Here is a 19,314-nt window from a genome sequence, read left to right as displayed (position 1 = left end):
AGAGCATGCTTAATACAAGACTGGTTGCCTGGGCGCTGGGGCTTTTCACAGCGGTCACCTTCATCGTCTGCGTTATCTACGGACTGGTGACACCCCAAAGCGTGCACATGCACACATTCCTTGAGCAGGTACTGCCGGCATTCAAGTGGCTGACCTGGTGGGGATTCCTGCTAGGCTTGGTTGAGAGTTTTCTATACGGCGCCTATGCGGGGCTGGTGTTCTGCCCGATCTACAACTGGCTTTATCGCCGCTTCAACGCCCGGCGGGAGGCAAAATGATTGAGCCTCCCGCCGACGTGACACCGCTCATAGACCTTCTTGCCGAGCGGGGCACCGGGCCGACACGTACGCGGCGGCCCGTCTACGAGGACCTCCTGCCGCCCTGCAACCAGGCCTGCCCGGCTGGCGAGAACATCCAGGGTTGGCTCGAGCAGGTGCGCTCGGGCCGCTACCGTGAAGCCTGGCTCACTCTTACCCGGGACAACCCCTTTCCGGCGATCCACGGGCGGGTCTGCTATCACCCGTGCGAAACCCGATGCAACCGCGGCGCACTCGACAGCGCGGTCTCCATTCACGCCGTTGAGCGGTTTCTGGGCGACCTTGCCACACAGGAAGGCTGGCAACTGCCAGTCGAGGCGCCGGCCTCGGGCAAGTGCGTTCTGGTGGTTGGCGCGGGACCGAGTGGACTCTCGGCCGCCTATCACCTCGCGCGGCTGGGGCATGCCGTGGAGATCCGCGACGCCGGTTCGCAGCCCGGCGGCATGCTGCACTTCGGCATTCCCGCCTATAGGCTGCCGCGCGAGGTGCTCATGCAGGAGGTGCGGCGGATTGTGGCGATGGGCGTCAAGATTGTCCTCGGTCACAAGGTTGAGGACCTGCTTGCGGAGCAGACGTCGGGTGGCTTCGATGCGGCGTTCGTCGCCATCGGTGCGCATGCCTCGAAACATGTTGACATTCCGGCGCGCGATGCTGCCCGTGTGCTCGATGCCGTCACACTCCTGCGTGAGGTTGGTGCCGGCGGGCAGTTGCAGCTCGGCCGGCGAGTGGTGGTTTATGGCGGCGGCAACACGGCGATGGACGCCGCGCGCACAGCGAAGCGCCTGGGTGCCGAGGAGGCAGTAATTGTCTACCACCGCGACCGGGCGCACATGCCTGCCCATGCTTTTGAGGCGGACGAGGCGCTTGAGGAGGGCGTCAGGATTCAATGGCTCACCAGCATCAAGGAAATCGCCGGGCCATCGCTGCGCGTTGAGCGCATGGAGCTGGATCCGGACGGGCGGCCGCAACCGACCGGCCAGTTTGAGACGCTCGAAGCAGACGCGGTCGTGCTGGCCCTTGGGCAACAGAGCGATAGTGGCTTCCTCCGCAAGATCCCGGGGGTCGAATTCCAGCCCGACGGCACGGTCGTGGTTGCGGAAAACATGATGACCGCTCACCCCGGAATTTTCGCCGGCGGCGACCTGGTGCCGGGCGAACGGAGTGTGACGGCCGCGGTCGGGCACGGCAAGAAAGCGGCACGGCACATTGATGCCTGGCTGCACGGGGGCAGCTTTCAGCCCCCCGAGAAACACCGGCTCGCCACGTTCGACATGCTGAACCTGCCAATCTACAGCGACGCCGAACCGAAGGCGCAGCAGGTGCTACCAGTCGAGGCCCGTGCCGGCAATTTCACCGAGGTACTGTCAGGGCTGGGCAGCACCGAGGCTCGCTATGAGGCACAACGATGCCTTTCCTGCGGCAACTGTTTCGAGTGCGATCAGTGTTACGCTGCCTGCCCTGAGCAGGCGATCGAGAAGCTGGGGCCGGGCCGGCGCTATCGCTTTCTTTATGATCGGTGCACTGGCTGTGAGGTGTGCTACGAGACCTGCCCAACCCACGCGATCAGCATAATTCCCGAACCGGTCCGGGAGGATGACAAGTAATGAACCACGAAACCGACAGACTCCGGACCGAGACCCTGGACGGCAACAGCGCGGTTGCCCGCGTTGCCTATCGCACTAACGAAGTGTGTGCGATTTATCCCATCACCCCTGCCTCGTCCATGGCGGAGCTGGCGGACGAGTGGGCGGCCCGGGGGATGACCAACCTTTGGGGCAGCGTTCCTGTGGTGCAGGAAATGCAGAGCGAGGGCGGTGCCGCCGGCGCTGTTCACGGCGCGCTGCAGTCGGGTGCCATGACGACCACCTTCACGGCCTCCCAGGGGCTGATGCTGATGCTGCCGAACATGTACAAGATCGCGGGCGAGCTGACCCCGACCGTATTTCATGTGGCGGCCCGCGCACTGGCGACCTCCGCGCTGTCGATCTTTGGTGACCATTCCGATGTCATGGCCGCCCGCGGGACCGGTTTTGCGCTGCTGTCCTCCGGCTCGGTGCAGGAGGCCCACGACATGGCGCTGGTTACGCAGGCGGCAACGCTCGAGGCGCGGGTTCCCTTCCTGCATTTCTTTGACGGCTTCCGGACCTCGCACGAAGTGAACAACCTGAGTCTGGTGTCTGATGAGCACATCCGGGCAATGATCCGCGAAGACCTTGTGCGCGCACACCGGGCGCGCGCCCTGACGCCGGAACATCCGGTGGTGCGTGGCACGTCCCATAATCCCGACACCTTTTTCCAGGCGCGCGAGGCCTGTAATCCCTACTATGCGCGAGTGCCGGAGATCGTGCAGGCCAGTATGGATCGCTTTGCTGCGCTCACCGGCCGAGCCTACCGCCTGTTCGAGTATGAGGGGGCACCCGACGCCGAGCGGGTCATAGTACTGATGGGGTCGGCGGCGGAAACCGCGCGCGAGACCTCTGATTTCCTGGGGCGTGCCGGGGAGAGGGTGGGCGTGCTGCAGGTGCGGCTCTACCGTCCGTTCGCGGTCGGGCACTTCCTCGCAGCCTTGCCCGAGACCTGCCGTGCCATCGCGGTGCTGGACAGGAGCAAGGAGCCGGGGGCGCCCGGCGAGCCACTCTATCTTGATGTGGTCGCGGCCCTGGCCCGGGCGGTCACCGACGGCACGCGCGCAGTCCTGCCGCGGGTGATCGGCGGGCGCTACGGCCTGGGTTCAAAGAACTTCAACCCGGCCCAGGTCAAGGCCGTGTTTGACGAGCTGAAGCTGCCTGAACCGAAGAACGGCTTCACGGTCGGCATTGAGGACGATGTTGCTCACACCAGCCTGCCGGTAGACGCCGCATTCTCGCTTGAGCGCGACGACGTGGTACGCGCGCTCTTCTATGGCCTGGGTGCCGACGGCACAGTCGGTGCCAACAAAAACAGCGTGAAAATCCTCGCCGCGGAGCCTGGGCGCTACGCCCAGGGGTATTTCGTTTACGATTCGCACAAATCGGGCGCACAGACTGTCTCACACTTGCGTTTTGGAAAACAGCCGATCCGCGCTCCGTACCTGATCGAATCGGCCAACTTCATCGCCTGCCACCAGGCAGGTTTTCTTGATCGCATCGATGTGCTGCGGCTGGCCGCCGAAGGCGGAACCTTCCTGCTCAACACACCCCATGGACCGGACTCGGTATGGAACAGCCTGCCGCGATCACTGCAACGGCAGATTCTGGACAGGAAGCTGCGCTTTTATGTGATCGACGCCTCGAAAGTCGCGCGCGATGCCGGTCTGGGCGGGCGTATCAACACCGTGCTGCAAACCTGTTTTTTCGCCATCTCAGGGGTGCTGCCCCGTGACGAGGCGATACAACGGATCAAGCAGTCGATCGAGAAAAGCTATGGCGTCAAGGGCGCCGACGTGGTGCGAAAGAATTTCGCGGCCGTGGACCAGACGCTGGCGCAGTTGTTCGAAGTGGCCGTTCCGGGCGCGGCGACCAGTCTGTTCGACCGGCCACCGGTCGTGCCGGACCGGGCGCCGCCATTCGTGCATGAAGTCACCGCCATGATGATGCTCGGCCTGGGCGACGAGCTCCGCGTCGGTCAGTTGCCCGCCGACGGCACCTTCCCGTCCGGCACCGCGGCGTTCGAGAAGCGCAACATTTCCGATGATGTGGCGGTGTGGGAGCCGGACTTGTGCATTCAGTGCGGCCAGTGCGGCTTTGCCTGCCCGCACAGCGTGATCCGGTCGAAGTACTATGGCCAGAGCGAGCTGGACGGTGCGCCGGCTGACTTCAAGTCGGCACCGGTCAATTCACGCGGCAATCCCGATGTCCGCTTCTCGCTGGAGGTCTACGTCGAAGACTGCACGGGCTGCGGTATCTGTGTCGAGGTCTGCCCGGCGCACAGCCCGCTCAACCCCGGGGTGAAGGCAATCAACCTTGGGCCCAAGGCGCCGATCCTCGAAAGCTCGCGCGAAAGCATCGCCTTCTTTGAGGCGCTGCCGGTGAATGACCGCGCGCGCATCGATTTCGCCAACGTCCGTGGTGTTCAGTTTCTGCAGCCGCTGTTCGAGTTCTCCGGCGCCTGCGGCGGCTGCGGCGAGACACCCTACCTCAAACTCCTGTCGCAACTCTTCGGCGACCGCCTGCAGATCGCCAATGCCACCGGCTGTTCGTCGATCTACGGTGGCAACCTGCCGGTCACGCCCTGGACCAGGGACGAGGGCGGACGGGGGCCGGCCTGGTCGAACTCCCTGTTTGAAGACAACGCCGAGTTCGGGCTGGGATTCCGTCTTGCCGCCGATCAGCACCTCGAGCTGGCGAGAACGTTGTTGCGCCGGTTGGCGCCGAAAGTGGGTGAGGAACTCGCCCGTTCGATCCTCGATGCGCCGCAACTGCGCGAATCCGAGCTCCGCGCCCAGCGCAGCCGTATCGAAGAGCTGAAGCGCACGCTTGCCACTCTGGATGACGAAACCGCCGCCGACCTGTCATCGGTTGTCGACCATCTTCTGCGCCGCAGTGTCTGGATCGTTGGCGGCGACGGCTGGGCTTATGATATCGGTTTCGGCGGACTCGATCAGGTGCTGGCGAGTGGTCGCGACGTCAACGTGCTGGTGCTGGACACCGAGGTTTACTCCAATACCGGCGGCCAGGCGTCCAAGGCGACGCCGCTCGGCGCGGTCGCCAAGTTTGCCGCCGGCGGCAAGCGCGTGGCCCGCAAGGATCTGGCATTACAGGCAATCGCCTACGGCGACGTCTATGTCGCGCAGGTGGCGATGGGCGCCAATCCTCAGCACACGCTACTTGCCTTCCGCGAGGCCGAGGCCTGGCCTGGCCCGTCGTTGATCATCGCGTACAGCCACTGCATCGCGCACGGCTTTGATCTGCGCCACGGTATGCAGCAGCAGGATCTGGCGACCGCGAGCGGCTACTGGCCGCTGTTCCGTTTCAACCCGGCCATGCACACCATTGGCGAACGGCCATTCCGGCTCGACTCACCACGACCGACAATCCCGTTCAAGGCGTACGCCTACAACGAATTGCGCTACCGGGCGCTTGCCCATACGGATCCGGACGCGGCCGAGGCGCTGCTGGCCAAGGCACAGCAGGTCGTGACCGAGAAATATCGGCAGTACGAGGAACTGGCCAGTCGCGGTAGCCAGTGTTTCCATCCGGTCATCGACGAGCCCGGTGTGACACAAGGGTGACATAACGGTGACACAACGGTCGTGAATACTTGCATTCTGGAACAGGGATAACCCAAAGATGGAGAATGGCCTATGGACTTGACGACCCATTACATGGGGCTGCGCCTGCGCAATCCGCTGGTCGCTTCGGCATCACCGCTGAATGGCGATCTCGACCAGCTCTGCCGGCTTGAAAATGCCGGTGCCGGCGCCGTCGTGCTGCCGTCGATCTTCGAGGAGCAGATTCTCGCGGAGCGGGATGAGTTTGAACATCGCACCGAAGGGACGGCGGACGGATGCGCCGAGGCACTGAGCTTTTTTCCGGGCCACGGTGGCTGCGGCTTTGGGCCGGAGCGTTATCTCGACATGGTGCGCCGAGCCAAGGAGGCGCTCGGCATCCCGGTGATTGCCAGTCTGAACTGTGTCTCGCAGTCCGGCTGGGTCGACTATGCGCGCGGGCTGCAGGACGCCGGCGCCGATGCGATAGAGCTCAATATCTACTTTGTCCCGACCGATCTGGCGATGGCAGGTCGCGACGTCGAGCAGCGCCATCTCGACATCCTGGCGGCGGTGAAGGGGGCGGTTACGATCCCGGTTGCGGTCAAGATCGGCCCCTGCTTCAGTGCGCCGGGGGCGATGGCCCGGGCGCTCGCCGAGGCCGGTGCGGACGCATTGGTACTGTTCAACCGGATCTACCCACCCGACATCGATGTCGCGACGCTACGGCTGTCGCTGGATCTTGAGCTCAGCACGCCGGCGGAGATGCGGCTGCCACTGTTGTGGGTTGCCGTGCTCCATGGACGTATTCCGGCGGCCCTGGCTGCCAGCACCGGGGTGGAGTCGGCGGAAGATGTGTTCAAATATCTGCTGGCCGGTGCGGACGTGGTCATGACCACCGCCGCCTTGCTGCGCCACGGCCCCGAACATATGCGGACTCTCATCGACGGCTTGACCGCCTTGCTGTCCGCACGCGGCATTGACTCGCTCGGCGATATCCGTGGCCGCATGAGTCAGTTGCACCTGAAGGACGCAATGGCCTTCGAACGGGCTGCTTACAGGCACATGTTGCAAAGTTACAGGATCCCCCACAAATATGCCGCAGGAGGCAAACCATGAAGACCAGCACACTGGAAGTCGGCGGTCTGTTATCGGCACTGAGTGCCCAGGGCGTGGAGAAGCAGTTGTTGAGGTTGCCTGGCGTCAAGAAAGCCGAGGTCAACTATGTGGCCGGCAGCGCGACGGTCACTTACGATGAGGTCAAGGTCGATCTTGAGGCCATCAAGGCCCGGATACACGAGTGCGGCTATCACTGTTCCGGAGAACAGTTACCCAGGCATATATGCGACCGGCGGGACCAGTCGGGTGAGGCGGGGGATAAGGCGGTGCGTGGCCATGCCCATACCTCCCATGCTGCCGCCGCCCACGACAATGGGGCCCACCCTGCTGAACACGGCCAGCATACCGGCGCCAAGGACGAGATGGCCGAAGAGATGGGTCACGGCGGAGGCATGGGCATGCAGGCGATGGTGCGCGACATGCGCAACCGTTTCTGGGTTTGCCTGATCTTCACCATACCGATTTTTATTTATTCCCCCATGGGCGGGCTGTTCGACCCGCCGGCGCCGCCCTTCGGGCTGCGGCTTGACCTCTGGCTGTTAATTCTCGCAAGCATCGCGGTGCTCTGGCCAAGCTGGCCATTCTTTGTTGCCGCCTGGCGCGCGCTGAAAAATGGCGTGCTCAACATGGCGGTGCTGGTGGTGCTGTCGGTGGGCACCGGCTACCTGTTCAGCATCGGTTCCACGCTCTTTTTCCCGGGTGTGCAATTTTTCGAGGCGGTGGCGGTGCTGCTGGTGTTCATCCTGCTTGGCCACTGGCTGGAGATGCGCGCCCGCGCCGGGGCCTCGGACGCCATCCGGTCGTTGATGGACCTGGCACCACCCAAGGCGACGGTGCTGCGTGATGGCCAGGAACAGGAGATTCCCACGGCCGAGGTATTGAAGGACGACATCGTCGTGATCCGCCCCGGCAACAAGATCCCGGTGGACGGCGAGGTACTGGAGGGCGAGTCCCAGGTGGATGAGTCCATGCTCACCGGCGAGTCCATGCCAGTGGAGAAGAAACCTGGCGATACGGTGATCGGTGCCACCATCAACAAGAGTGGCAGCTTCAGGTATCGCGCCACCAAGGTGGGTTCCGATACGGCCCTGGCGCAGATTGTCAAGCTGGTGCAGGAGGCGCAGAATTCCAAGGCGCCGGCACAGCTGCTGGCGGACAAGGCCTCCCAGTGGTTGGTGGTGATCGCCATTGTAGTTGGCCTGCTCACCTTCGCCGTCTGGTTCTGGTTGCTCGGCCAGACGCTGCTATTCGCCGTGACCCTGACCATCACTGTGTTCGTCATCGCCTGCCCGGACGCCCTGGGTCTTGCCACGCCCATGGCGGTGATGGTAGGCACCGGCCTGGGCGCCAAGAACGGCATTCTGTTCAAGAACGCCTCGGCACTTGAGGATGCCACCCGGCTGGATATCGTGGTGTTCGACAAGACCGGCACCCTGACCCTGGGCGAGCCCCAGGTGGTCGAAGTCGTCGTGGCGGCGGACAGCACCGAGGAGGCGCTCCTCGCTCTGGCTGGAACCGTGGAGCAGGGTTCGGACCACCCCCTGGCCCAGGCCATTCAGAGGCGGGCCGAAGGATTGCAACTCGAACCGCTGACCGGCTTCACCAACATCGAGGGCAAGGGTGCCCGGGCCGAGGTTGGCGGCAAGACCGTCCTGCTCGGCAACCGCCGGCTGATGGACGAAGAAACGGTCGATATGGCGAGCCTGAAGGACGAGGCGGCTCGTCTTCAGAGTGCGGGGCAAACCGCGGTGCATGTCGCCCGGGATGGGAAACTGGTCGGCCTCATTGCCATTGCCGATGCGCCGAGACCCACCGCTGCGGCGATGGTCAGGAAGATGCGGGAACGCGGCGTGGAGGTGGCCATGCTCACCGGCGACAACCAGGCCACCGCCGAGCGCATCGCCGGGGAGTTGGGCATCGGCACGGTGATCGCCGATGTACTGCCGGGGCAAAAGGCGGACAAAATCAAGGAACTCCAGGCTCAGGGCAAGAAGGTTGGCATGGTGGGCGACGGCGTCAATGACGCCCCGGCACTGACCCAGGCGGAGGTGGGTTTTGCCATCGGCGCCGGCACCGACGTGGCCATGGAAAGTGCCGATGTGGTGTTGATGAAGAGCGATCCCTACGACGTGCTCGGGGCCATTGAGCTGTCGCGCGCCACCCTGCGCAAGATGCACCAGAACCTGTTCTGGGCCGTGGCCTACAATGTTGTCGCCTTCCCGGCGGCGGCGGGCGTATTCTATCCACTGGTGCTGAGTCCCACGGTGGCGGCGATCGCCATGTCCGGCAGCTCGGCACTGGTGGCGGTGAATGCCCTGCTGCTCAAGCGCACGCGGCTGGAGGGCATCCGCACGTTCCGGTCCGGCTCCGCCTCGGCAAGTACTGAAAGTGCTGCAACTATGACAAGTTTTGAGGGGAATCCGGGGTGAGCTCCGGGGCTCTGTCGCGCCTGCAGCTCATCGCAGGCCTGACGACGCTCGCAGCAATGCTGCTTGCGCTGCTGATCGACAATTCGCCCGCGCAAGCCTGGTATGACATTATCCACCATTTACCGGTGTCCTTGCGCGTCGGTGAGTTTGCCATCGACAAGCCCATCATCCTCTGGATCAATGATGGGCTGATGGTGTTTTTTTTCCTGCTCATTGCCCTGGAGCTGAAACGCGAGGTGCTGGAAGGACAACTGGCGACACCCAAGGCGATTGCCACACCCGGTTTCGCCGCCCTCGGCGGCATGGCTGTCCCGGCGCTGATCTATACAGTGTTCAACGCCGGCGATCCGGAGGCCATGCGCGGCTGGGCGATTCCCGCCGCTACCGACGCGGTGCTGGCGTTGACCGTGCTCGTGCTGCTTGGCCCACGTGTGCCGGTCTCGCTCAAGGTGTTCCTGACAGCGGTGGCGATCTTCGATGACCTGGGGGCAATCGTCATCATCGCGTTGTTCTATACCGAGCAGCTCGCCACAACATCGCTGGTGCTGGCGGCCCTGGGGATTGCGGCCCTGGTGGCGCTCAATGTCTTCAAGGTCACCCGTACCGGGGCTTACGTCGTCGTGGGTGTGTTTCTCTGGGTCGCCGTGCTCAAGTCCGGTGTTCATGCGACGCTGGCCGGGGTGGCCATAGGCCTGGCGATTCCCATGCGGGCCAGGCAGGGCGGCCGCTCTTTCTCGCCGCTGAAAGATGCGGAACAGGCGCTTCAGCCGTGGGTGGCGCTCGGCGTGGTACCCATCTTCGCGTTCTTCAACTCCGGCATTGTGCTGACGCTGGCGAGTGCAGCCACGCTGGCCTCTCCGACGTCGCTGGGGATCTTGCTAGGGCTGTTCGTCGGGAAACCGCTGGGTATCTTTGGCTTCACCTGGCTTTCGGTGCGGCTAGGGGTGGCAAGACTTCCAGAGTCGGTGAGCTGGGGTCAGCTCGCCGGCGTGGCCATGGTCGCCGGCATCGGCTTCACCATGAGCCTGTTCATCGCCGGCCTCGCCTTCCCCGATCCGGAGGCGTTTCGCAGCGCCCGTCTCAGTGTGATTGCGGGCTCGCTGCTGTCGGCGGTCGCCGGCGTGGTGGTCCTGATGAAGGCCACGCACCCACGGTTTAATCCCCCGGAGCACAGCTGACTCCGGCGGGCGCAGGCCCCGGCCTAAAAAGGAAGGAGACCCAATGAATAATGAAACCCCTGTCAGCCAGCCGCTATACGGCCTGTTGCATACGGATGTCGAGGGATTCGATGTTCTGGCCGAGATGGCCCTTGATATGCGTTCGTCGTGGAATCATGCCACCGACCGGGTGTGGCGACAGCTGGACCCCGACCTCTGGGAGTTGACCAAGAACCCTTGGGTTGTCCTGCAGACGGTCTCGCGGGAGAAGCTCGAGGGTGTTCTGGCCGATCCCGTTTTCCGCAAAAAAACCGAGGATCTGGTGCAAAGCCGGCGAGATGCTTCTCAGGCGCCGGCGTGGTTTCAGCAAACCTATCCGCACTCGTCTTTGACCTGTGTTGCCTATTTCAGCATGGAGTTCATGCTGGGTGAGGCGTTGCCCATTTACTCCGGCGGGCTGGGCAATGTGGCCGGTGATCAGCTCAAGGCCGCCAGCGATCTGGGCGTTCCGGTGATCGGCGTGGGGCTGCTTTATCAACAAGGTTATTTTCGCCAACTGATCGACCGGGACGGCGCGCAACAGGCCCTCTACCCGTTTAACGATCCGGGCCAGTTGCCGATTACGCCGTTGCGCCGTCCCGACGGGGAGTGGTTGCGGATACAGCTCGACCTGCCCGTGCACGCGATCTGGTTGCGTGCCTGGCAGGTTCAGGTCGGCCGGGTGAAGCTTTATCTCCTGGACAGTAATGATGCGGCGAACTACCCGCCGTACCGCGGAATAACCAGTGAACTGTATGGCGGGGCGCCACATCAGCGCCTGATGCAGGAAGTGATTCTCGGAGTCGGCGGCTGGCGGCTGCTCGCCGCGCTCGGCATCGAACCGGAAGTCTGTCATCTGAACGAAGGGCATGCGGCACTCGCCGTGCTGGAGCGCGCGCGCAGTTTCATGCAGCAGACCGGGCAGCCCTTTGATGTCGCACTGGCCGCCACGCGCGCGGGTAATCTTTTCACCACCCACACGGCGGTGGCCGCCGGCTTCGACCGTTTCGCACCGGGCCTCATCGAACACTGTCTGGGTGGATACGCAAGCAACCAGCTCGGTATTACGCTCCAGGATTTGCTGGCGCTGGGTCGCCGGAATCCGGACGATCCGGCCGAGGATTTCAATATGGCGTATCTGGCGATCCGTGGCAGCGGAGCGGTGAATGGCGTGAGCCACCTGCATGGCAAGGTGAGCCGGCACCTGTTTGCGCCGCTGTTTCCACGCTGGCCGGTGGATGAGGTGCCAGTCGCACACGTGACTAACGGCGTTCATATGCCGACCTGGGATTCGGCGGCGGCGGATGACCTTTGGACCCGGGCTTGTGGCAAGGATCGCTGGCTGGGGACGACGGAAGCCCATGAGCAGCACATTCGCGCCCTCTCAGATGCCAGTCTGTGGCAATTTCGCCAGGCCGGCAGCAGGGCCGTGGTTGAATATGTCCGTGATCGATTATCCCGGGAGCTGGCCGCCTCCGGCGAGGCGCCCGAGGCCGCTGATGCTGCGAAACAGCTGTTTGATCCCGGCGTACTGACGCTGGGCTTCGCCCGTCGCTTCGCCACCTATAAGAGGCCGAACCTGCTGCTGCATGATCCGGAGCGCCTGTTGCGCCTGCTGACTGACCCCGAACGCCCGGTGCAGCTCATTATGGCCGGCAAGGCCCATCCGCAGGACCGGGAAGGCCAGGCCCTGATCCAGCAGTGGATGCATTTCATCCGGCGGCCCGAGGTACGCTCCCGGGTGATCTTCCTCAGCGACTATGACATGCACTTGGCGGAGCACCTGGTGCAGGGTGTGGACGTCTGGCTCAATACGCCTCGCCGGCCCTGGGAGGCCAGTGGCACCAGTGGGATGAAGGTACTTGTCAATGGTGGTATCAATCTGTCGGAACTGGACGGCTGGTGGGCCGAAGCCTACACGCCCGATGTGGGGTGGGCACTGGGGGACGGCCAGGAACATGGCGACGATCCGGCCCGGGATGTGGCTGAAGCCAATGCGCTTTACGACCTGCTCGAACGCGAAGTGATCCCCGAGTTCTATACTCGTGATGAACAGGGTATTCCTGCCGCCTGGGTGAACCGGATGCGCGAGAGCATGGCGCGGTTGACGCCGCGCTTTTCCACCAATCGTACGGTGCGTGAATACACCGAGCAACACTACCTTCCGGCCGCCGCTGCCTACACTGAGCGTGCGGCTGGCAAAGGCGTAATCGGCGTGGAGTTGGTGGAATGGCGCCGCGCGCTCGACCAAAAATGGGCCGCGATACGCTTCGGCGACGTGAAGGTCGAGCCTGAGGGCGAGCAACACGCCTTTGAGGTTCAGGTGTACCTCGATGACCTTGATCCGAAGGCTGTTCGGGTTGAGCTGTATGCCGATGGCACCGACGGTGGCGTACCCGAACGGGTGGAAATGCTGCGCGTAGGGCAACCGGCGAACGGGAAAAGCCGTTACACCTATCGCGCAGGTGTGCCCACGGCCCGCCCGGCGACGGACTATACGGCGCGGCTTATACCGTATCACGATGGCGTGGCGGCTCCTCTGGAAGCTGCTCACATCCTGTGGCAGCGGTGAGGGCGGGGCGTTCGGGTAGGGGGTAGACGCTCAGGAAAGATGGAATCGAATATGGCGAGGGAATACACGTTTTCATGGCCGGTGCGCCGGCTTGCGCTTCTGGGGCTGGCGGGAGTTGCAGTGTTCGGGACGTCAATTATTGCCCTGCACCTGACCGGCAGCGGGGTCGGCTGGACGGACGATTATGTCAGCGACCTGGCTAACCAGCCGTTCGGCTGGCTGTTCATGGTCGGCGGGTTTGCTCACGGCGGGGGCAATCTGGCGCTGGCCCTGGGCCTGCGTGGCGCGCTGCGTCCGGGGCGGTGGCGAACCTGGGCAGTAACGCTGTTGGGCCTGGCCTCGGTTGGTATTCTGCTGGTGGCGTTGTTTCCCGTCGAGGCACCTGGTCAGGCGCCAAGTGTGTCCGGGCAGTTACACCGGGCGGCTGCCAGCACGGCGTTTGCACTGGAACTCGCCGCGCTGTTCGTGTTTTCGGCGGCCTTTCGCCGTCAGCGCGTCTGGCGCCGCCGGCGTGCCGTCTCGCTGGCGCTGTCGGCGATCGCGGCGACGGCGCTGACAGTGTTCGTGATTGCCATTCAGCTGGATATCGCGCCGGGCCTGGCCGAGCGTGTCGCACTGGCGGTTTTCCTGGTCTGGGAAGTCTGGGCTGGTGTGCAAATCATCCGGCCGCAACAAAAGCTGAGCCTGCCCGCATAGGGCTGTGACCTGAAGCACTTCCATCCCTTATTCTCGTGGAGGACCTGATCTTGAAACAATCCATACAAACCGAACAAGCCGGTGTCGAGACGTGTCCGCTGGCGGCGGACGAACTCCGCCGGATGGATGCCTACTGGCGTGCGACCAACTACCTCTCGGTGGGGCAGATCTACCTGCGTGACAACCCACTGCTTACCGAGCCGCTGACCCTGGCGCACGTCAAGGCACGCTTATTGGGACACTGGGGTACCACGCCCGGGCTCAACTTCATTTACGTGCACCTGAACCGGATGATCAGAGCGCTGGATCTGAGCGTCATTTACATCACAGGCCCCGGGCACGGCGGGCCGGGCCTGGTTGCCAACACCTGGCTGGAAGGCAGCTACAGTGAGGCCTATCCGAATATTCCGCAGAACGCCGCCGGCATGCAGCGGCTGTTCAGGCAGTTCTCGTTTCCCGGCGGCGTGCCTAGCCACGTGGCGCCAGAAACTCCGGGCTCCATCCACGAAGGCGGCGAGCTCGGTTACTCCCTGTCCCATGCCTATGGTGCGGTGTTCGATAACCCGGATCTCATCGCCGCCTGCGTGGTGGGTGACGGCGAGGCCGAGACCGGACCACTTGCCACCGCCTGGCATTCAAATAAATTTCTCAACCCCGCGCAGGACGGCGCGGTACTGCCAATCCTGCACCTGAACGGCTACAAGATAGCCAATCCCAGCGTGCTGGCGCGCATTCCCCGCGAGGAGCTGGAGAGCCTGTTCATCGGCTACGGCTACCGGCCTTATTTCGTCGAGGGCGACGAGCCCGCACAGATGCACCAGCGTATGGCGGCGACCTTGGGCACGGTGATCGGCGAGATCCGGGCCATCCAGAACGAAGCCCGGGCCAAGGGTGCGGTCCAGCGCCCGCGCTGGCCGATGATCATCCTCCGTACGCCCAAGGGCTGGACCGGACCGAAGGAAGTCGATGGCCGGAAAACGGAAGGGTATTGGCGTTCGCATCAGGTGCCTTTCGCCGAGCTGGTGGGCAAGCCGGAGCACCTCAAACTACTTGAGGACTGGATGAAGAGCTATCGTCCCGAGGAGCTGTTCGACGCAAACGGCGCCCTGCAACCGGAGCTGGCGGCACTGGCACCAAGCGGCGACCGGCGCATGGGCGCCAACCCCCATGCCAACGGCGGACTGCTGCTCAGGGACCTGCAACTGCCCGGCTTCCGCGAATATGCCGTTGCGGTGGCCAGCCCCGGCACGGAACAGGCGGAATCGACCCGGATCATGGGCGGCTACCTGCGCGATGTCATGCAACTGAACACGGAGACGCGGAACTTCCGCGTTATGGGTCCGGACGAGACCAACTCCAACCGCCTTGGTTCGCTGTTCGAGGTGACCGACCGTGCCTGGATGGCCGAGACCCTGCCGGAAGACGATCACCTGGCGCCGGACGGCCGGGTCATGGAGATCCTCTCCGAGCACACCTGCCAGGGCTGGCTGGAAGGGTATCTGCTGACCGGCAGGCACGGGCTGTTTTCCTGCTATGAGGCATTTATCCACATCATCGACTCGATGTTCAACCAGCATGCCAAATGGCTCAAGGTTACCAGTAAGGAGATCCCCTGGCGCCGCCCCATCGCCTCGCTCAATTATCTGCTGACTTCGCATGTCTGGCGCCAGGACCACAACGGTTTCTCGCACCAGGACCCCGGCTTTATCGATCACGTGGTGAACAAGAAGGCCGACGTTATCCGTGTCTATCTGCCGCCTGATGCCAACACCCTGCTGTGCGTGACCGACTGCTGCCTGCGCTCGCGCAATCTCGTTAATGTGATCGTGGCCGGCAAGCAGCCTCAGCCCCAGTGGCTTGGTATGGATGCCGCCATCAAGCACTGCAGCGCAGGCATCGGCATCTGGGAGTGGGCCGGTAACGACCAGGGCTGCGAGCCGGATGTGGTGATGGCCTGTGCCGGCGACGTGCCGACCCTGGAGGTCCTGGCGGCGGTGGATATTTTGCGCCGCCACCTGCCCGAGCTCCGGGTGCGCGTGATCAACGTGGTGGATCTCATGACCCTGCAGGACCAGGCGGAGCACCCGAACGGGCTGTCACACAGGGACTTCGACACCCTGTTCACGACCGATAAACCGATCATCTTCGCCTATCACGGTTACCCCTGGCTGATCCACCGCCTGACCTACCGGCGCACCAATCACAAGAACCTTCACGTGCGAGGCTACAAGGAGGAAGGCACCACCACCACGCCGTTCGACATGGTGGTGCGCAACGACATGGACCGTTTCCATCTGGTGGCGGATGTCATTGATCGGGTTCCGCACCTGGGGTCACGGGCGGCCTATCTCAAGCAGTGGTTGCGCGACCGGCTGATCGAGCACCAGCATTACATCACCGAGTATGGCGTGGATATGCCGGAAGTCACGCAATGGCAATGGGGGCAACCGCACACCAACTGATGAGAGGTCTGGCGCTCGCAGTCCGGATTTTCATTCCGCTGTGGGAGATGTGGCCGGGGCTGTCAGCCGGCTACAGGCGGCCGGAACGGGAGATGCCAACCAGCAGGCGCAGTGTCACCCAGAAAGCGAGCCCCAATGCGATGAGGGACGGCAGCGGCATGCCAGCCAGCTGAAACCCGGATTCCAGCGTGGCCAGCAGCGCGCCCGCGATGTACAGGCCCAGCGCCAGCAGCGCCAGGCTCACGCGATTGCTGCTGCGGTCCAGGTGTTGTTCCAGGTCCTGGAGTCCCCGGTGCCGTATCTGGACTTCCAGGCCCTGCTGTCGCGCCTGGCGCAGCCACTTGCCCAGCGTGTCGGGCAGGTCTTGCAGGGCAATGCCGGCTTCGTGGGTGAGGCGCGCCTTGCCAGTGGCCGCGCGTTCCTCGAACGCAGTCCTGGCGATGGATTCGGCCTGGCCCGCGAGCCCGTCGAGCAGGTTGAATCCGGGGTCCAGGCTGCGCACCGTTGTCTCCATCAGGAACAGGGTGCGCATCAGGACCATCTGGTTGCGCGGGAAGCGCACGTCGCGGCCGTGGCCCAGGCGTGCGATGCGCATGAAGGCCACGGCGAACGACCAGTCCTTCAGCGGCAGGCGGGCATAATCCTCCAGCACTCTGCCCAGGCCAGCGCGATAGACCCTGAGATCGATATCCCCGGCCAGTACTCCCATATCCAGGTAGGCATCCAGCAGCCAGTCAGCATCCTGGTGGATGAAGGCCTGCGCGAAGGACGCCAGGTTACGGCGTGACTCGGGGTCCAGGTAACCCACCAGGCCGAAATCGTGAAAGCAGATGCGGCCGTCCTCCATGATGAACAGGTTGCCGGGATGGGGGTCGCCGTGAAACAGACCCAGCACGAAGAACTGGTGCAGATAGGCTGAAACCAGTGCCTGGGCCAGCGCAGGCCCTTGTTCGCCGAGACTGGCGCTGTCCACGCGCTGTCCTCCGCTGCGCGCCTGAACCAGTACCGAGTCAGTCGACAGATCTGTGAACACCAGGGGTATGTATATTGTCGGCGAGTCCCGGAAAGCGTCGCCGAAGCGCTGCATGGAGCGCGCCTCTTCGCGGAAGTCCATTTCCCTCCGCAAATCCTGTTCAGCCTCGTCGATAACGTCCAGTAGCTGGTAGCGGCTCAGAAACGGCAGCATCCGTGACAGGCCGCGGATCGTCAGGCGCAGCAGGCGTATATCCTGCGTCACCTGACGGCGGATATCCGGTCGGCGGACCTTGACCACTACCTCGGTGCCATCCTTGAGGCGAGCGCCGTGCACCTGGGCAATGGAGGCCGCAGCCAGCGGCGTCTCATCGAAGGTGGCGAACAACTCGCCGGGTGGGGCACCCAACGCGCGGGTGATCTCGGCGACGGCGATATGGCCCGGAAAGGGTGCAACGTGATCCTGCAGGCTCTCCAGGGCCGCGACGTACTCATCCGGCAGCAGGTCCCGGCGCAGGCCTACGCCCTGGCCGAGCTTGACAAAGGTCGTGCCCAGGCGTTCGAGCACCCGGCTCAGGCGCCGCGCGGGGTGTTCGGCGGGGCGCAGCAGATGCAGTCGTACCAGCAACCACCAGGTTGCAAACGCCCACAGCGCAACGCTGATCTGGAAGAATCTGAAAATCACCATATATTCATCCTCACTTATTCCTTCCGAGCATAACGGCGCCCTGAAGCCGATGTCCAGGTTGCAATAATGTTTGCCAGCCAGGCTCTGGTTGAATGCCGGGTGACCTTATCAAGATGATCTTCGGTTGCCGTTGATTGCCCTGATAAGAGTCAGCACCTGAAGAAAGCCGATACCAGGGCCGCATTTCCATTCACGGATATTTCGGGTGTGTGCAGTCAACAAGGTTCGTTATGTTCGTGATAACGCCACCTGCATCACGTTGATACCTCCTGCGCGGAACATGCCGGCACAGCTGGCCAGGTAGAACCGCCACTTGCGCACGAACATTTCGCTGTACCCCAACGCCCGTATCGCCGGTATCTGTTCGTCGACGTTCGCCAGCCATTTTTCCAGCGTAATGGCATAATCCCGCCCGAACTCGAACACATCGTTCACCACCAGGCGGTTATCGGCGGCAACAGCTTCAAAGCGCTCTCTGGAGGGCAGCATGCCACCGGGGAAAATATGTTCCCGCAAAAAGTCGTTACCGGAGCGATACCGCTCAAATCGCTCCTCGGCAATGGTGATGGTCTGTATCAGTGCCTTGCCGCCAGGTCTCAGATAGTCGTGCACATCCTTCATGTAAGTAGGCCAATACGACTCGCCAACGTGTTCAAACATGCCGATTGATACCACGTAATCAAAGGGTCCCGACAGTTCCCGGTAGTCCTGCAAACGAACTTCGGTATTTTCTTCCAATCCGGCGGAGGCCAGTCGCTGGCGGGCGTAGTCTGCCTGTTCGCTTGACAGGGTCGCCCCGGTCACACGGCACCCGTGCTTGGCGGCCATTTCCATAAAACCGCCCCAGCCGCAGCCTATTTCCAGGATGTGGCTTCCCGGTTCCGGGGCCAATCGCTGAAGGATCCGTTCATACTTCGCTTTCTGGGCCTCGTAAAGCGAAAGGGACGCGTCGCCACCAAACAGGGCGCAGGAGTACGTCATGCTCCTGTCCAGCCAGAGCTGATAAAAGTCATTGCCTAAATCATAGTGTTCACGGACATTTTCACGGCTGCGTTTCACTGTATTGGAAAACAGCCGATGCTTGCACCAGTGCCATAACCTGAGCCACACGCTGGTGTGCAGGGCCCGGTCAAAAACGACGATGTTCACTGTGGCAAGGCGCATCAGGGCAAGCAAGTCGGGTGTCGACCATTTGCCTGCCATGTAGTCTTCTCCGAATCCCACATCACCACGGGTGATAAGGTGATCAATGACATCCCACTGCAGTAATGTCATTTCCGCATGCGCACCGCCCTGTTTTCCTTCATGGCGCGTGGTCTCTCCATTTGGCCATGTCAGCGACAGCGAACCGAACTGAAGAGATTTCAACGCCTGCCGAAAAAGATTGAGGTGAATAACACCCGCTTTCCCCGCGGGCTTTTCCCGGGGTCCGAGGTGCTGGCTTTCCGATAAAGATTCTCTGTTCATGCCTTTTTATCCTCATGCTGTTGCCAGCAAGTACCGGTGGGTTCAGAAGTAGGTAAACTGTAACTATTCAGCTGCCTCCCCGTAAAAAGCCCTGTTAGCCCCGTTCCGGTGCCGACATAAAAGCCGGCTCACGCCCGGTAAACAGCTGCGTCAATACCTCGGAGGCACCCAGGTTCTGTTTCCGCGCCGTGGACAGAAGACTGCGCACACG

At 62.9% G+C, this 19,314-nt stretch carries 11 protein-coding genes; 9 read left to right on the top strand and 2 right to left on the bottom strand.

The features are described 5' to 3' along the window. Positions 1–5: 5 nt before the first annotated feature. The 9 genes from QPL96_RS00055 to QPL96_RS00015 all read left to right on the top strand — a co-directional run bounded on the left by QPL96_RS00055 (position 6) and on the right by QPL96_RS00015 (position 15,976). Complete coding sequence (locus QPL96_RS00055) at positions 6–278, top strand: DUF5676 family membrane protein (protein ID WP_008177412.1); 273 nt, start codon at positions 6–8, stop codon at positions 276–278. Then, on the top strand, positions 275–1,921 hold the full coding sequence (locus QPL96_RS00050; RefSeq protein WP_303284771.1) for an NAD(P)-binding protein: 1,647 nt from the start codon (positions 275–277) through the stop codon (positions 1,919–1,921). The genes QPL96_RS00055 and QPL96_RS00050 overlap by 4 nt, the downstream gene beginning before the upstream one ends. Further along, positions 1,921–5,526, top strand: a complete 3,606-nt coding sequence (gene nifJ, locus QPL96_RS00045) for a pyruvate:ferredoxin (flavodoxin) oxidoreductase (protein WP_008177414.1) — start codon at positions 1,921–1,923, stop codon at positions 5,524–5,526. The genes QPL96_RS00050 and nifJ overlap by 1 nt, the downstream gene beginning before the upstream one ends. A 72-nt stretch (positions 5,527–5,598) precedes the next feature. Continuing rightward, a complete protein-coding gene (locus QPL96_RS00040) occupies positions 5,599–6,621 on the top strand; it encodes a dihydroorotate dehydrogenase-like protein (protein WP_008177418.1) in 1,023 nt (340 codons plus the stop codon). Continuing rightward, positions 6,618–9,050, top strand: coding sequence for a cation-translocating P-type ATPase (locus tag QPL96_RS00035; protein ID WP_303284770.1), 2,433 nt, complete (start codon positions 6,618–6,620; stop codon positions 9,048–9,050). Before QPL96_RS00040 ends, QPL96_RS00035 begins: the two co-directional genes overlap by 4 nt. Beyond that, the gene (gene nhaA / locus QPL96_RS00030) at positions 9,047–10,228 is read left to right on the top strand and encodes a Na+/H+ antiporter NhaA (protein ID WP_303284769.1); all 1,182 of its coding nucleotides are present in this window, start codon (positions 9,047–9,049) and stop codon (positions 10,226–10,228) included. The genes QPL96_RS00035 and nhaA overlap by 4 nt, the downstream gene beginning before the upstream one ends. Before the next feature lie 43 nt (positions 10,229–10,271). After that, entirely contained in the window at positions 10,272–12,818 is a 2,547-nt protein-coding gene (gene glgP, locus QPL96_RS00025; protein WP_303284768.1) for an alpha-glucan family phosphorylase, read from the top strand. Between the two features lie 51 nt (positions 12,819–12,869). Beyond that, on the top strand, positions 12,870–13,514 hold the full coding sequence (locus QPL96_RS00020) for a DUF998 domain-containing protein (RefSeq protein ID WP_303284767.1): 645 nt from the start codon (positions 12,870–12,872) through the stop codon (positions 13,512–13,514). A gap of 50 nt (positions 13,515–13,564) precedes the next feature. After that, a complete protein-coding gene (locus tag QPL96_RS00015) occupies positions 13,565–15,976 on the top strand; it encodes a phosphoketolase (RefSeq protein WP_303284766.1) in 2,412 nt (803 codons plus the stop codon). A gap of 70 nt (positions 15,977–16,046) precedes the next feature. On the opposite strand, the gene QPL96_RS00010 is transcribed toward QPL96_RS00015, so the two are convergent. Both QPL96_RS00010 and QPL96_RS00005 read right to left on the bottom strand, forming a co-directional pair. Further along, complete coding sequence (locus QPL96_RS00010; RefSeq protein WP_303284765.1) at positions 16,047–17,636, bottom strand: AarF/ABC1/UbiB kinase family protein; 1,590 nt, start codon at positions 17,634–17,636, stop codon at positions 16,047–16,049. A gap of 228 nt (positions 17,637–17,864) precedes the next feature. Continuing rightward, complete coding sequence (locus QPL96_RS00005; protein WP_303284763.1) at positions 17,865–19,103, bottom strand: cyclopropane-fatty-acyl-phospholipid synthase family protein; 1,239 nt, start codon at positions 19,101–19,103, stop codon at positions 17,865–17,867. Between the last annotated feature and the right edge of the window lie 211 nt (positions 19,104–19,314).

Origin of the sequence: Marinobacter sp. SS8-8 (assembly GCF_030540945.1) — a bacterium.
In the GTDB taxonomy this organism is placed as follows: Bacteria; Pseudomonadota; Gammaproteobacteria; order Pseudomonadales; family Oleiphilaceae; genus Marinobacter.
Note: the sequence above shows the minus strand (reverse complement) of the source record. Positions and strands in the feature narration are given on the sequence as shown.

What these genes read in the sequence shown, in the direction of transcription:
- QPL96_RS00055 (WP_008177412.1), top strand. Translation starts at nt 6, where the DNA reads ATGCTTAATACAAGACTGGTTGCCTGGGCGCTGGGGCTTTTCACAGCG.
- QPL96_RS00050 (WP_303284771.1), top strand. Translation starts at nt 275, where the DNA reads ATGATTGAGCCTCCCGCCGACGTGACACCGCTCATAGACCTTCTTGCC.
- nifJ (WP_008177414.1), top strand. Translation starts at nt 1,921, where the DNA reads ATGAACCACGAAACCGACAGACTCCGGACCGAGACCCTGGACGGCAAC.
- QPL96_RS00040 (WP_008177418.1), top strand. Translation starts at nt 5,599, where the DNA reads ATGGACTTGACGACCCATTACATGGGGCTGCGCCTGCGCAATCCGCTG.
- QPL96_RS00035 (WP_303284770.1), top strand. Translation starts at nt 6,618, where the DNA reads ATGAAGACCAGCACACTGGAAGTCGGCGGTCTGTTATCGGCACTGAGT.
- glgP (WP_303284768.1), top strand. Translation starts at nt 10,272, where the DNA reads ATGAATAATGAAACCCCTGTCAGCCAGCCGCTATACGGCCTGTTGCAT.
- QPL96_RS00020 (WP_303284767.1), top strand. Translation starts at nt 12,870, where the DNA reads ATGGCGAGGGAATACACGTTTTCATGGCCGGTGCGCCGGCTTGCGCTT.
- QPL96_RS00010 (WP_303284765.1), bottom strand. Translation starts at nt 17,636, where the DNA reads ATGGTGATTTTCAGATTCTTCCAGATCAGCGTTGCGCTGTGGGCGTTT.
- QPL96_RS00005 (WP_303284763.1), bottom strand. Translation starts at nt 19,103, where the DNA reads ATGAACAGAGAATCTTTATCGGAAAGCCAGCACCTCGGACCCCGGGAA.